General features: G+C 52.0%; 13 protein-coding genes. 4 read left to right on the forward strand and 9 right to left on the reverse strand.

Features of this window, described 5'->3' with window-relative positions; genetic code table 11:
* Window positions 1–40 precede the first annotated feature (40 nt).
* From secG to rlmE, 6 genes are all read right to left on the reverse strand, one after another.
* The gene (gene secG, locus B2Z72_RS05780; protein ID WP_296981480.1) at window positions 41–430 is read right to left on the reverse strand and encodes a preprotein translocase subunit SecG; all 390 of its coding nucleotides are present in this window, start codon (window positions 428–430) and stop codon (window positions 41–43) included.
* 8 nt (window positions 431–438) lie between these two features.
* Window positions 439–1,179 carry a triose-phosphate isomerase gene (gene tpiA / locus B2Z72_RS05785; RefSeq protein ID WP_296981482.1) on the reverse strand — a complete coding sequence of 247 codons (741 nt, stop codon included), beginning with the start codon at window positions 1,177–1,179 and terminating at the stop codon, window positions 439–441.
* 62 nt (window positions 1,180–1,241) lie between these two features.
* Window positions 1,242–2,576 (reverse strand): phosphoglucosamine mutase, encoded by a 1,335-nt coding sequence (gene glmM / locus B2Z72_RS05790; protein ID WP_296981484.1) that lies wholly within the window; start codon window positions 2,574–2,576, stop codon window positions 1,242–1,244.
* Window positions 2,569–3,411: a dihydropteroate synthase gene (folP, locus tag B2Z72_RS05795; RefSeq protein ID WP_296981487.1), complete on the reverse strand. Its 843-nt coding sequence runs from the start codon at window positions 3,409–3,411 to the stop codon at window positions 2,569–2,571. Before folP ends, glmM begins: the two co-directional genes overlap by 8 nt.
* A gap of 98 nt (window positions 3,412–3,509) precedes the next feature.
* Entirely contained in the window at window positions 3,510–5,432 is a 1,923-nt protein-coding gene (gene ftsH, locus B2Z72_RS05800) for an ATP-dependent zinc metalloprotease FtsH (RefSeq protein WP_296981489.1), read from the reverse strand.
* Between the two features lie 78 nt (window positions 5,433–5,510).
* Window positions 5,511–6,131: a 23S rRNA (uridine(2552)-2'-O)-methyltransferase RlmE gene (gene rlmE / locus B2Z72_RS05805; protein ID WP_296981492.1), complete on the reverse strand. Its 621-nt coding sequence runs from the start codon at window positions 6,129–6,131 to the stop codon at window positions 5,511–5,513.
* A gap of 108 nt (window positions 6,132–6,239) precedes the next feature.
* Here rlmE and B2Z72_RS05810 point away from each other — a divergent pair, with 108 nt between their 5' ends.
* Complete coding sequence (locus tag B2Z72_RS05810) at window positions 6,240–6,542, forward strand: YhbY family RNA-binding protein (RefSeq protein ID WP_296981494.1); 303 nt, start codon at window positions 6,240–6,242, stop codon at window positions 6,540–6,542.
* A gap of 92 nt (window positions 6,543–6,634) precedes the next feature.
* Here B2Z72_RS05810 and B2Z72_RS05815 read toward each other — a convergent pair whose 3' ends face one another.
* The gene (locus tag B2Z72_RS05815) at window positions 6,635–7,102 is read right to left on the reverse strand and encodes a hypothetical protein (protein WP_296981497.1); all 468 of its coding nucleotides are present in this window, start codon (window positions 7,100–7,102) and stop codon (window positions 6,635–6,637) included.
* A gap of 57 nt (window positions 7,103–7,159) precedes the next feature.
* On the opposite strand from B2Z72_RS05815, the gene B2Z72_RS05820 reads away from it, so the two are divergent.
* The 3 genes from B2Z72_RS05820 to B2Z72_RS05830 all read left to right on the forward strand — a co-directional run bounded on the left by B2Z72_RS05820 (window position 7,160) and on the right by B2Z72_RS05830 (window position 9,607).
* Window positions 7,160–8,278, forward strand: coding sequence for a beta-ketoacyl-ACP synthase III (locus tag B2Z72_RS05820; RefSeq protein WP_296981499.1), 1,119 nt, complete (start codon window positions 7,160–7,162; stop codon window positions 8,276–8,278).
* A gap of 166 nt (window positions 8,279–8,444) precedes the next feature.
* Window positions 8,445–8,960 carry a 3-hydroxyacyl-[acyl-carrier-protein] dehydratase FabA gene (gene fabA, locus B2Z72_RS05825; RefSeq protein ID WP_296981501.1) on the forward strand — a complete coding sequence of 172 codons (516 nt, stop codon included), beginning with the start codon at window positions 8,445–8,447 and terminating at the stop codon, window positions 8,958–8,960.
* Between the two features lie 152 nt (window positions 8,961–9,112).
* On the forward strand, window positions 9,113–9,607 hold the full coding sequence (locus B2Z72_RS05830; protein ID WP_349676679.1) for an acyl-CoA thioesterase: 495 nt from the start codon (window positions 9,113–9,115) through the stop codon (window positions 9,605–9,607).
* Window positions 9,608–9,689: 82 nt separating this feature from the next.
* Here B2Z72_RS05830 and greA read toward each other — a convergent pair whose 3' ends face one another.
* Together greA and carB are read right to left on the reverse strand one after the other, a co-directional pair.
* Window positions 9,690–10,166, reverse strand: a complete 477-nt coding sequence (gene greA / locus B2Z72_RS05835; RefSeq protein ID WP_296981504.1) for a transcription elongation factor GreA — start codon at window positions 10,164–10,166, stop codon at window positions 9,690–9,692.
* Window positions 10,167–10,201: 35 nt separating this feature from the next.
* On the reverse strand, window positions 10,202–12,464 hold a 2,263-nt coding region (gene carB / locus B2Z72_RS05840; RefSeq protein WP_297004356.1), incomplete at its 5' end, for a carbamoyl-phosphate synthase large subunit.

The raw sequence follows: 12,464 nt of genomic DNA on the forward strand, positions 1-12,464 counted from the left end.
CTACCAATTCCACCACATCCGCACTAAAACTGTATGAGCCTTATTTTTCAGTCTCTTCGACTGCCGGCTCATCCGCATCAGAAGCATCCAGGTCGGGTGCATCTGAAGACGGCGCGTATTCTTCCACAACTGGGGCGTCCTGCTCAAGCTTTTCTATCACTTCCTGGCTAGGAATTCCCAGATCCTGCGAACTTTCTACCTTCTGACGGGCATAAATACCCAGAACCAGACTGGTTACGAAAAATAAAGTTGCAAGAATCGCGGTAGTGCGGCTTAAAAAGTTACCGGAACCACTGCTGCCGAAAACAGTCTGGGACGCGCCACTGCCAAAAGAAGCACCTGCATCAGCACCCTTACCCTGCTGCATCATAACGAACGCGATGATGCCCACAGCCAGCAGAATGTGAACGATTAAAACAATGGATTCCATAACTTACCTTATGCCCGACAAATAGCTGTAAATTCCGCGGCGTCGAGAGAGGCTCCCCCGACCAGTCCGCCATCAATATCCGGCTGCGAAAATAATTCCGCCGCACTGGCAGCTTTTACACTGCCGCCGTATAAAATACGGGTTTTTTCCGCCACCGTATCACTGACTTTTTTCAGTTCGGAACGGATAAATGCATGCATCGCCTGCGCCTGCTCAGGAGTGGCAGTCTCACCGGTACCGATAGCCCAGACCGGTTCGTAGGCGATGATAATTTTTTCCCAGTCTGCATTGCTCAGTTCAGCAATAAGCAGCGACAGCTGCTCAGAAACCACAGACTCTTCACGCACTGCTTTACGCTGCTCGATGGTTTCACCCACGCAAACAACCGCAGTAATGCCGTTAGCCATCAGCTGACGCACTTTAACCAGCACATCATAATCCCGTTCGCCATACAGGGCGCGGCGCTCAGAATGACCAACCAGAGCCATGGAGCAGCCAATGTCGGCCAACATGGCAGCGGACACTTCACCGGTAAAGGCACCGGATTCTTCCGCAGCAACGTTCTGGGCTCCCACCATCACCGGCGTTCCTGCTGTTTCTGCAACCGCCTGAGTGATGTACGGGAACGGAGGGAACACAGCTATATCGCGATCGGCCGGTAAGTTTTCCAGGACACCGGTCAACAGACTGCCAGTCATCTCTGATGAGGCATTCATTTTCCAGTTTCCGGCTACCAACTGTCGACGCATAACGAGTCCCAAAATTTAAAGAGCGCAGATACTATCTAAGAAGCTGTCCTGAGACAAGCAGATCAGGCTAATACCCGCTCCACGACCCCAGCCAGCTCACTGGCTAATTGATGAATCAGAGCAGAATCTTCACCTTCTACCATCACCCGCACAACAGGCTCGGTACCGGATGGACGTAACAACACGCGACCACGGCCTGCAAGCTTGTCTTCAACAGCAGCGACGGCAGAAACGATTTCACGGTCAGAATTCACATCCACATTGCGGCTGCGCTTCACGTTAATCATGGTCTGCGGCATTTTGCTCATTTTAAGCTGCCAGTCAGACAGATCGGTTTCGGTATCCTGCAGCGCCTGCATAACCTGCAGTGCAGCGACGATTCCATCCCCCGTAGTATTGGCATCGAGGCACAGAATATGTCCGGAGGATTCACCACCAAAACGCCAGCCCTGCTCATCCAGCATCTGCAACACATAACGGTCGCCGACTTTGGTACGCAGGAAATCGATACCCTGATCCTTCAGGCCCAGTTCAAGGCCGAGGTTACTCATCAGCGTTCCTACCACACCGCCGTTCAGGCGCCCCTGGGCTTTGGCATGGGAAGCAATAATAAACAGGAGCTGATCACCGTCGAGCAGCTCACCGTTTTTATCCACCATGGCAACACGGTCACCATCACCATCAAAAGCGATACCCAGATCGGCTGATACTTCCTTAACTTTCGCCTGCAACGCTTCAGGCTCGGTAGAACCCACCTGATTATTGATGTTCAGGCCGTCTGGCTGAGCACCCATCACCACGATTTCAGCTCCCAGCTCGGAGAACACCAGTGGCGCAATCTGATAGGTCGCACCATGGGCGCAGTCGAGCACGATTTTTAAGCCGCGCAGATTCAGCGCATTGACCGTGCCCTTACAGAATTCGGTATAGCGCCCAGCAGCGTCATTAACCCGCCAGGCTTTACCCAGCGCAGAGGATTCAACACAGCTCATGGGTTTATCCAGCCAGGATTCAATTTCCAGCTCGACCTCATCCGGCAGCTTACGTCCTTCACCAGAGAAGAATTTGATGCCGTTATCGTAGAACGGATTGTGCGAAGCACTGATGACTATCCCCGCCTGAGCGCGGAAGGTACGGGTCAGGTAAGCAATGCCCGGAGTAGGAATCGGGCCTAACAGACCGATATCCACACCGGCGGATGACAGCCCCGCTTCCAGCGCAGATTCAAACATATAGCCGGAAATACGCGTATCTTTACCGATGAGAATTTTACGCGCCCCCTGCGCAGCAAAGACTTTTCCTGCTGCCCAGCCAAGTTTCATGACAAATTCCGGATTAATCGGATAGGTACCAACCCGCCCACGGATACCATCGGTACCAAAATATTTTCTACTCATTCCCTTCCCTCAAGGTCGCACTCAGCACACGAATTGCCTGCGCGGTTTCTTTCACATCATGAACGCGGAGGATTTTCGCACCTTTCATTGCACAGATCACGGCACCAGTCACACTTCCGATCACACGCTCATCCGCGGCATCCACGCCACTGGCCTCGCCAATCATACGCTTCCGCGACAAACCGGTTAACAGCGGCAGGCCAAGTTCATGCAAAGATTCGAGTCGGTTCAGCAGCCTATAGTTATGCTGATGGTTTTTACCGAAGCCAAAACCCGGATCGAGCAGGATTTTATCGCGCCCAATACCTGCGTCCTCACAGACGCTGACACGCTGCTGTAAAAATTGCTTCACCAGTTCTTCGATCGGTTGCTGATATTCGGGTGCGTTTTTCACAGCCTGAGGATCACCATCCCAATGCATCAGACACACAGGCAAACCAGTCTGTGCTGCTGCCGCCAGGGCACCATCACGACACAGCGAGCGCACATCGTTAACCAGATGAGCCCCGGCCGCGGCACTTTCCGAAATAACAGCCGGTGTACTGGTATCCACAGAAATGACAACATCAAAACGTTGCGCAATGGCCTCGACTGCCGGGATAACCCGCGCCAGTTCTTCCGCTTCCGTCACCGGATCAGCCCCCGGACGGGTGGATTCACCGCCAATATCGATCACTGTCGCACCGTCAGCAATCATTTGCTGCGCGTGCTGCAATGCCACATCAATGGAACTGAAGCGACCACCATCGGAAAAAGAATCCGGGGTTACATTGAGAATGCCCATCACATTGGGCACGGAGAAATCCAGCTCGCGGTTTCCGCATTGAAATTTCACAGGCTATTCACGCTTAATATTGAGTATTACTGACACACATAAAAACAGACGTAAAAAAAGCGGCCGGGGCCGCTTTTTTCTTCAGATCAGTGACCGGATCAGCTCTCTTCGCCAGCAGCATCACCGACCGCGTCATCATTCGGATCACGGGTCATATCACGGCTTTCTTCTGCCGGTGACGCAGGACCGGAACCATCACCACCCCAGGATTTAGGCGGGCGAGGTTTCTTACCGGACATAATGTCATCAATCTGATCCGTATCGATGGTTTCATATTCCATCAACGCGTCTTTCATCAGCTCGAGTTTGTCACGGTTCTGTTCCAGCAGAGTGTAAGCACGCTGATAACAGGTATCCAGCAGACCTTTCACTTCGGAATCGATCAGACGGGCAGTGTCATCAGACAGATGAGACAGCTGACCACCACCGGAACTGCCCAGGTAACCATTCTGTTCTTCTTCAGTAAACAGCTGAGCACCCAATTTTTCCGACAGACCCCATTTGGTCACGTAGTTACGTGCGTACTTGGTCGCACGCTCAATATCGTTGGATGCGCCCGTGGTTACACCGTCTTTACCCAGTGTCATTTCTTCCGCAATACGGCCACCGTACAGAGAGCAGATATTGCTTTCGATACCGCGTTTGCTGATGGAGTGACGATCCTCTTCCGGCAGGAACATAGTCACACCCAGAGCCCGGCCACGGGGAATGATGGAGACCTTGTACACCGGATCGTGTTCAGGCATCAGGCGACCAATAATCGCATGGCCCGCTTCGTGGTAAGCCGTATTGGTTTTCTCTTTCTCAGACATAACCATGGTTTTACGCTCGGCACCCATCAGGATCTTATCCTTGGCTTTCTCGAACTCTTCCATGGTGACCAGATTACGGTTGGCACGGGCTGCAAACAGTGCCGCCTCGTTCACCAGGTTGGCCAGATCAGCACCAGAGAAGCCAGGTGTACCGCGGGCAATAACGGATGCATTCACATCATCTGCCACCGGCACTTTACGCATGTGCACGCCCAGAATCTGTTCACGGCCACGGATGTCCGGCAGACCAACCACTACCTGACGGTCAAAACGGCCCGGACGCAGCAGCGCAGGGTCCAGAACATCGGGACGGTTAGTCGCGGCAATGACGATGATGCCATCGTTAACTTCGAAGCCGTCCATCTCCACCAGCAATTGGTTCAGAGTCTGTTCGCGTTCGTCGTTACCACCGCCGATACCTACGCCACGGGAGCGACCCACGGCATCGATTTCGTCGATAAAGATAATACATGGGGCCTGCTTCTTTGCCTGATCGAACATGTCACGCACACGGGATGCACCAACACCAACGAACATTTCAACGAAGTCAGAACCGGAAATAGAGAAGAAAGGTACACGGGCTTCACCGGCAATAGCTTTTGCCAGCAGGGTTTTACCGGTACCAGGCTGACCCACCATCAATACGCCACGCGGAATCTTACCGCCCAGACGCTGGTATTTGCCCGGGTCACGCAGGAATTCAACCAGCTCTTTTACGTCTTCTTTGGCTTCATCACAGCCAGCTACGTCTTCAAAGGTGGTTTTGATCTGATCTTCACTGAGCAGCTTGGCTTTGCTTTTACCGAACGCCATCGGGCCGCCACGACCGGAACTGCCCCCCTGCATCTGCCGCATAAACAGCATAAAGACGGCAATAATGATCAGAATAGGCAGAGACGCCAGCAGCAGCTGAGTGAAGAAACCGTCTTTTTCTGGTTTCTGACCCACCACCTGTACATGGTTATTCAGCAGAGTATCCATCAGCTTGTCATCATACGTCGGCATGATGGTCTCGAAAGACTCGCCACTGGAATTAAGACCGCTGATGGTCTGGCCGGATATGGTAACCCGCTCCACCTGACCGCTCTCTACCGCCTTGATGAATTCTGAGTAGGCGAGCTCATTCCCTCTTCCAACACTCTGGAAGTTGTTGAACACCATCATCAGAACGGCAGCGATCACTGCCCACAGTATGAAATTCTTTGCCATCCGGCACTACCTCACTGGCTGTCGTTGCCCGGCCGAATGCCGGGGGCCTTGCTATCTGCTTAGCTTAGCAAGCAATTGCTAAGCGCGGAAACCTTTACCTACTATGTAAACCTCACGGGATCTCGCTCTGGAGGCCTTAGGTTTACGAATCATTACTTTACTGAACGAAGTCCTGACATCATCGAGATACTGATCAAACCCTTCTCCCTGAAAAACCTTTGCCACGAACTGGCCATTCGGGCGCAGTACCTGACGAGCCATATCCAGCGCCAGTTCAACAAGATACATAGCGCCTGGCTGGTCAATTGAGGCCACTCCACTCATATTGGGGGCCATATCTGAGATTACAAGGTCTACCGGCCGACCATAGATAACAGCCATCAGCTCATCGAAGACAGATTCTTCCGTAAAGTCACCCTGAATGAAATTCACATCCTCTATCGGGTCCATTGGCAGAATGTCCGAGGCGATGATCGTGCCGTTGCCTTTCAGCAGCCGCGTTACCACCTGAGACCAGCCGCCCGGCGCCGAACCCAGATCGACGACGGTCATGCCCGGCTTTATGAGCTGATCTTTCTCGTCCAGTTCAATCAATTTGTAACTGGCCCGGGTCCGGTAACCATCCTGCTGGGCTTTCTGCACCCAGATATCGTCAACATGTTCTTTCAGCCAGCCAGCACTGGTTTTTGAGCGCGCCATGCAGGTTTATGCTCCCGCCTAAGGTATAATGGTTCTAATCATACCCGGATCGTACATCCGGGCGTATGCAGAAGAATATTACCACTGAATAACCGAGCTTCCGAATATATGGCATTATCAAACGAGCAAAAGAAAGCCTACCGCGCTATTGGCCACACTCTGAACCCTATTGTGACCGTAGCAGCGAATGGCCTGTCTGAGGGCGTGATCGACGAACTGAACCGCGCTCTGGACGATCATGAGCTGATCAAAATCAAAATCTCAGTGGGTGATCGTGAGGTCAAGAAGGCTGTGATTCAGGAAATTCTGCGCATCACAGGTGCGGAAATGCCACAACAGATCGGCAATACCGCCCTGCTGCTGCGTCACAATCCAAAAGCCAAGGCTAACCTGTCTAACCTGAAGCGCTGACCCCTGACAGCAGGCCAAAGTCGTGAACTTTGCCTGCTGCATTTCCTGTAACGGGCAAACCGCCTGAATCTCTGGCCGGTTACCGCCGCCAATCAGCCATGCCGGCGATCACGCACCAGTACCTGAGCTGGCGCCATCATAAGCCAGATAAGCCCCAGCAGTGAGATGGTGTGCAACATCATCATCTGCAGCTTCCACCAGGGCATCAGGGCGAAATACATCAAAGACAGCACCATCATCACCAGCATGATCTGCAAAGGTGTTTCCCGCCACTGCAACGGTTGGGAAAATCGCGCCAACAACAGCATGATCGCGCCGCATACCAGCCCCAGACCATCCATTACATGCAGCACCTCCATACCGTGCTGCGGAAAAAAGCCCCGGTGCTCTAACAGAGGCCGCACCAGATAAACACTGGCCCACAGCCCACCGAGCCAGAAAGTACGCAATAAAATCAGGTAATGCCGGACCATAACACCTCCGTCCCGGGTGACCAGATCAGCATAACCCAAACGAAAGTTGGACGGGCGCACTTTTCCGGCGATAATGTGGCCAATCATAATAAGGGCCGCAACCCAGGCCCTGGCTCACAAAGTAAAATAAAGGTCACACAACACATGTCGAATATTGTTATTTCCGGTACCGGACTGTTTATCCCCCCACACGTCATCACCAACGAAGAACTGGTACAGGCATTTAACCAATATGTCGACAACTTCAATGCCCGCAATGCGGATGCCATTGCCGCGGGCGAAAAAGAAGCTCTGTCCTACTCCAGCCCGGAATTCATCGAAAAAGCCTCCGGCATCAAAGCCCGTTACGCCATGTATAAAGATGGCATCCTCGACCCGGAAGTTATGCACCCGGTATTCCCGATGACCGAGGAAGGCAAAACACCGGAAATGGTAACCATGGGTATTGGCGCAGCTAAGCAGGCGATGGAACAGGCCGGCAAAACGCCGGAAGACATCGATATGATCGTAGTCTCCGGTACCTTCCGCCAGCGTGATTACCCGGGCATGTCTGTGGAAATTCAGCGCGATCTGGGCATCAAAGGTTTCGCCTATGACATGGGCATCGCCTGCTCATCCGCAACCTTCGGCCTGATCAATGCGTACACGGCGCTGAAAGCCGGTACCGCCAAATGCGTACTCTTCATCAACCCGGAGTTCACTACCCCGGGTCTGAACTTCAAAGACCGTGACAGCCACTTTATTTTTGGTGACGTCGCCACTGCAGCCATCCTGGAAGCAGAAGAAAACGCGAATCCAGAGCACGCCTTCCGTATTCTGAACACCAAACAGTTTACCCAGTACTCCGACAACATCCGTACGGATCAGTCCTACGCTGATTACTGTTTCGACAATGTGCCGGAAGACCGCTATGCCTTTAAACAGCGCGGCCGCAAAGTATTCAAAGAACTGCTGCCACTGGTGACCAATTTCATTGAAGAACAGATGTCAGAAAACCAGATGACGGCTTCTGATCTGAAACGTATGTGGCTGCACCAGGCGAACGTCAACATGAACATGTTTGCGGCGAAGAAACTGCTGGGCCGTATGCCTGAGCCAATTGAAGCACCTGTGGTGCTGGATGAATTCGCTAATACGGCATCTTCTGGCTCCGTTATCGCCTTCCATCGCTACAGTGAAGACTTCCAGCCGGGTGAGCGTGGCCTGATCTGCTCCTTCGGTGCCGGCTACTCCATTGGCAGCCTGCTGGTCGAAAAAGTCTGATAACGACATAAGCTCCCCAAACTGCAGGTCTAACCGGACCTGCAGCTCGCATATTCCCTGGCCTTTCCGGCATTCTTTCCTTTATTTCAAAAAAGCTTCATTAGCTATAGCTATGGTTTTGTGTCACTGTTTCGACATGAACATCCTTTAAGACCGAGGAAACTGAATGACCCGCCAGGAAAGTTACAACCGCGAAGAATTATTGGCCTGTGGCCACGGCGAATTATTTGGCGAAGGGAATGCACGCCTGCCTCTCCCGAATATGCTGATGATGGACCGCATTACAAAAATCAGCGAAGAAGGCGGCGAATACGGTAAAGGCGAAATGATCGCAGAGCTGGATATCGATCCTTCCCTGTGGTTCTTTGACTGTCACTTTGAAACTGACCCTGTTATGCCAGGCTGTCTGGGCCTCGACGCTATGTGGCAGCTGGTTGGCTTCTATCTGGGCTGGCGTGGCAACCCCGGCTGTGGCCGCGCACTGGGTTGTGGTGAAGTGAAATTCCGTGGTCAGGTACTGCCGACCGCGAAGAAAGTAACTTACCGCATCAGCCTGAAGCGCGTGATGGAACAGAAACTGGTAATGGGCATTGCCGATGCAGTAATGGAAGTCGACGGTAAAGAAATTTACTGGGCGAAAGATCTGCGTGTCGGCCTGTTCACTTCAACCGACGATTTCTGATCATTTCAGTCAGGTAACGTCCTGATTGTCCTGCCTACACATGGGTTCAGTTATCTGAGCGACTGAACCCATGTTCAGATACCTGATAATTCAGTTAAAATGGTATGACCGTAACATGAGGAAACCATGTGGGACATATCTCTGAAACTGTGATGACCGAACTGGTCACACCCGATCTGGCAAACTTCTCCGGCAAAATGCACGGCGGAGAATTACTCAAACTGCTGGATAAAGTCGCCTACACCTGCGCTATGCGCTACAGCGGTTATTACGCTGTTACCCTGTCTGTAGACAACGTTTTATTTAAAGAACCAATTTATATCGGTGAACTGATTACCTGTCTGGCGACGGTGAATTTTACCGGTAATACCTCCATGGAAGTCGGTATTAAAGTCGTTGCAGAAAACATTAAGGAAAAGACTGTTCGCCACACGCACTCGTGTTATTTCACCATGGTTGCCATGGGTGATGATGCCAGGCCAACACCTGTTCCTAAACTGGAACCAATGGACGAAATTCAGATCCGTCGCTGGAACAAAGCCCTGAAACGTCGCGAAGCACAACGCAAGCTGCAGCGCATGCTGAAAGCCATCGAGCAGGATGATGACGACGATTTTGAAGATCTGCCTTTAATCCCCTGTCCCTGACGACTCAGCCTCAGTACCGAGTAAAAATCAGACATAAAAAAACCGCGCAATGCGCGGTTTTTTTATCGACGGAATTCAGCCCTCAGAGGTGCTGAACTTCATCAATTTCGTACTCCACCATGCCGCTTGGGATTTTCACCGCCACAACATCGCCTTCTTCTTTACCAATCAGTGCACGGGCAATTGGCGACGAGACAGAAATGCGATTATTTTTAATACTCGCTTCGTCATCGCCGACAATTTTGTACTGCACTTCTTCTTCAGTATCGACATTGATAATGCGAACCGTGGTACCGAACAACACCTTACCAGTGTGAGGGATAGTTTTAATATCAATCACCTGAGCGTTGGACAACTTTCCTTCAATTTCCTGAATACGGCCTTCAATAAAACCCTGCTGTTCACGCGCAGCGTGATATTCAGCGTTTTCTTTCAGGTCTCCGTGCTCACGGGCCTCTGCAATCGCGGCAATTACCCTTGGGCGGTCTGTGGACTTCAGCTGCTGCAGTTCAGAACGCAGCGCTGCTTCCCCTTCTACCGTCATCGGAAATTTCTGCATATCAATCTCCTTGTTTAATCACGCAACCTTACGACTTAATTTACGGTTGCATGTAATTCTTGTAAGCGATGAACTTCTTTCAGACCTTCAGAACGCAGCGCTTCAACCACGGCTTCTGCCCCCGCCATGGTGGTGGTGTAGTACACCTTATGCTGCAGCGCACTGCGACGGATATCCGCTGAATCAGCAATTGCCTGCGGACCGTCAGTGGTATTAATGATCAGAGAGACTTCATCATTTTTGATCATATCAACGATGTGTGGACGACCTTCGGTCACCTTGTTCACGCGCTTAACGTCAACGCCAGCTTCTTTCAGTACACGACAAGTGCCTTCGGTAGACACCAGGCTGAAACCGATTTCAACCAGGCCTTTCGCCACAGCAACGACATTTTTCTTGTCGGCATCACGCACTGACAGGAAAGCCACACCTGAGTCCGGAATGCTTGCGCCGGCTCCCAGCTGAGCTTTGTAATAAGCTTCACCGAAAGTTTTACCTGCACCCATTACTTCACCGGTGGATTTCATTTCCGGTCCAAGAATCGGGTCAACACCCTGGAACTTGTTGAACGGGAACACGGCTTCTTTCACGGAGAAATACGGTGGAATAATTTCCGTGGTAAAGCCCAGTTCAGCCAGTGTTTTACCCGTCATCACTTTGGCCGCAATCGCTGCCAGAGAGGTACCGATACATTTGGATACGAACGGTACAGTACGGGATGCACGAGGGTTCACCTCGATCACATAGATCTCGCCATCCTGATAAGCCAGCTGAGTGTTCATCAGACCGACAACGCCCAGCTCCAGAGCCATGGCAGCCACCTGCTCACGCATGGTGTCCTGCACGTCTTTTGGCAGACTGTAAGGCGGCAGAGAACAGGCGGAGTCACCGGAGTGAATACCAGCCTGTTCAATATGTTGCATGATACCGCCAATCACTACCTGTTCGCCGTCACATACGGCATCAATGTCCACTTCAATGGCACGATCAAGGAAGTAATCCAGCAGAACCGGTGAATCGTTAGAAACTTTTACCGCTTCCGTCATATAACGGCGCAGAGCAGTTTCATCGTTGACGATTTCCATCGCACGACCACCCAGAACATAGGAAGGACGCACAACCAGCGGATAACCGATTTCCAGTGCCTTAACCACGGCTTCTTCAGCAGAAGTTACCGTCGCATTCTGTGGCTGCTTCAGTCCCAGACGCTGAATCATATGCTGGAAGCGCTCACGGTCTTCCGCACGGTCGATCGCTTCCGGTGACGTACCGATAATCGGCACACCGGCTGCTTCCAGTTCTTCCGCCAGCTTCAGTGGTGTCTGACCACCATACTGTACGATCACACCTTTCGGTTGTTCTTTATCGACAATTTCCAGCACGTCTTCCAGTGTCACCGGCTCGAAATACAGACGGTCTGACGTGTCATAGTCAGTGGACACAGTCTCCGGGTTACAGTTCACCATAATGGCTTCATAACCCAGTTCTTTGGACGCCAGCGCTGCGTGTACACAGCAATAATCGAATTCAATACCCTGACCGATACGGTTAGGACCACCACCGAGCACGATGATTTTTTCACGGTCAGACGGGTTTGCTTCACACTCTTCTTCGTACGTGGAATACATGTACGCAGTATCAGTCGCGAATTCAGCCGCACAGGTATCCACACGTTTATAAACCGGGCGGATATTCAGTTTCTGACGGTATTTACGGAAGGTTTTTTCAGTAACACCCATCAGCTCAGCCAGACGCGCATCGGAAAAACCTTTACGCTTCAGGCGATAAATGCGATCTGCATCCAGAGACTGCAGGCTGCTTTGTGCAACCGCAGCTTCTTCTTTGATCAGATCTTCGATCTGCACCAGGAACCACGGATCAATAGCAGAGTGCTCGTACACTTCGTCAACACTCATGCCAGCACGGAAGGCATCGCCCACGTACCAGATACGCTCGGAACGCGGTGTACGCAGTTCAGAAATAATTTTGTCTTTGGCACCAGCGTCGTTCAGATCCACTTTCGGATCAAAACCAACAGAACCCACTTCCAGACCGCGCAGTGCTTTCTGCATGGACTCCTGGAAGGTGCGACCGATCGCCATTACCTCACCCACAGACTTCATCTGAGTCGTCAGGCGCGCATCGGCATTGGGGAATTTTTCAAAGGCGAAACGCGGAATCTTGGTAACCACGTAATCGATGGACGGCTCGAAGGACGCCGGGGTGCGGCCACCGGTAATATCGTTCTGCAGCTCGTCCAGGGTGTAGCCCACAGCCAGCTTGGCGGCGATCTTGGCG

Origin of the sequence: Thalassolituus sp. UBA6592 (genome assembly GCF_002433655.1) — a bacterium.
GTDB lineage: Bacteria > Pseudomonadota > Gammaproteobacteria > Pseudomonadales > Oceanobacteraceae > Venatoribacter.